The organism is Pseudomonas rossensis, from assembly GCF_039888995.1.
Lineage (GTDB): Bacteria > Pseudomonadota > Gammaproteobacteria > Pseudomonadales > Pseudomonadaceae > Aquipseudomonas > Aquipseudomonas rossensis.
In genome coordinates this window covers 1-1846 of record NZ_JBBWCB010000286.1, presented here as the reverse complement: position 1 = coordinate 1846, position 1846 = coordinate 1, and the positions used below count along the sequence as shown (strand labels likewise).

General features: G+C 54.1%; 3 protein-coding genes. 2 read left to right on the top strand and 1 reads right to left on the bottom strand.

Annotated features, from left to right (window positions below):
- On the top strand, window positions 1-425 hold a 425-nt coding region (locus WLY71_RS30455; RefSeq protein WP_347806538.1), incomplete at its 5' end, for a hypothetical protein.
- A 128-nt stretch (window positions 426-553) separates the two neighbouring features.
- Window positions 554-871 carry a hypothetical protein gene (locus WLY71_RS30450; RefSeq protein ID WP_347806537.1) on the top strand — a complete coding sequence of 106 codons (318 nt, stop codon included), beginning with the start codon at window positions 554-556 and terminating at the stop codon, window positions 869-871.
- Window positions 872-1242: 371 nt separating this feature from the next.
- On the opposite strand, the gene WLY71_RS30445 is transcribed toward WLY71_RS30450, so the two are convergent.
- Window positions 1243-1737 (bottom strand): YdeI/OmpD-associated family protein, encoded by a 495-nt coding sequence (locus WLY71_RS30445; RefSeq protein ID WP_347806536.1) that lies wholly within the window; start codon window positions 1735-1737, stop codon window positions 1243-1245.
- Between the last annotated feature and the right edge of the window lie 109 nt (window positions 1738-1846).

The window sequence follows — 1846 nt, the reverse complement described above, 5'->3', positions numbered from 1 at the left end:
TGGCCGTTCTCTGCCGATCGTCATTCCCATGTGCGCTGGTCAAGTCCGATGCAAATGACTGGTCAGTGGTGATGCAGTTGGGGGCAATTCCGTGCAACCCCAAACGGCTTTTTACTGCCCGCTCATCTGCTCAGTCGCACACTTTTCACCTGCCAACTTCAAACTATTACGGCCCAGAAAAGCTGGACCTCATTGGTGAGGTGGGTATGTCTTCCGATTCGAGTTTTCAAGACCAAACACAAGGTTCTGTTCCATCCAAGCCTGAGTCAGGTTCAGATGAGCCGACGCTAGATCCAGACGATCCGAATAAATACGATCCGTTAACAAAACCCAGCGATGATCGCCCAGAAGACTGGAAAGAACCTGGTGAGAGGACTACACCAGAGGCAGATGAAATAACACCGCTATCAGACGATATGCGATAGGAGAGAAAGCCCGGCCAGCAAGCCGGGTTTTTTGTGTTCGCCGTCTGTCCGATGGTAGGCACTTGCAGCGCACGACCGCTTCTCATGTTTAAGCACGGAAATCACGCGCATTAGGTCGGAGAGCCACCATGGAAATTAACGAGAACGCACCAGGCAATAAATCGCAGCAACGCGAAACACGCACTACGGACAACGAAACTGGCCACGACCCGAGCTGGAACCAGTACGAAGTTCCATTACCGACCGACGATGAAGCTCCTGTCGATGCAGATATGGCTGATATGGCTGATGTGGATGCTACTAATTCGGTATCGAGTGAGCATCCAAAAGCTGGTACGAACAGCCACGTCGATAACCCAGACAACGACCCACAGATGAACGACCAGGACGAAAACGATAAGGAGGCTCGCGGGTTGCCTGCGAGTGACCCTGAATCAGGTGCCTGAATTAGTTCGGATGATTTCCGATGCCCGCTCAACGCGGGCAGCCCTCGGGGAGGCCTGAACGTCGTTAGCCGGATAGTGCAACGTACGGAATCAACGTCGCCAGCCCGCGCACCCTGACCTTACATGCATTCGGGGTGGTGCGAGACGGGATCAGCGAGGCCGATGCAATAGGGCGTCGGCGCCGTGAACGTCTTCGGCAGACAGCGGGATTTAGGTGTGTTGCTCCGACCGGTTGAATCCACAGCCGATTGCTGCCTGTCGTAACTGACCGAAATCCACAACCCTTTGCAGACATTCATAACAATCAAGCTAAAAGGCCAGCTTAGTCGGTCCCGGTGAACGAGCCGAACGATTTGAATCTAATACCCCATTTAAGAATTATCCGCCTCGGGCGCACGGAAGGCCTTACTGTAGTAACCGGACTGGTCGAAACAGCGTTTTGCGCGGGTCTTGAGTTGCTTGGCTGAAGTAATCCAGTGAATCCAGTCTACTCGTGCGATGGTCGTCGTATTGTTCCAGACTTTACGAGCCTCAGGAGTGGCTGCCAGTGCCTCCTGAAAATCTGCCGGGATGTCAGGCTCGGGGTCCTTCTTCACAGAGGCTAGCTCCAGCGTAACGATGTCCCCAACAGCCGCGCCTGCGGCTTCGAGTAACTCTCTGCTGACCCGTAGCCAATCATCCGGCTCAAGGGTTGCCTGGAAGTGGTGCGCATTGATTGTGCCTTCAACTGTCGTCCTTCCTCGCCTCGGAAGCTGTTCACTCGCGTCTCCTGGCAGTACCAGAAACGCCCACGACGTATCATTACCAGGCTTTGCCGGACGGAGAAGCTTTGCTTCGAATCGGGATTTCACATCGATTGTTGTCATTGCAACTCCTCCAACCAATACGCCTGACGACTCAACTACGGGAAAGATTCAGTGCAGAGGGTCGACGCTACCTATTAGCCACTAGTCTGTCCAGCGGCTGCTTATGGCC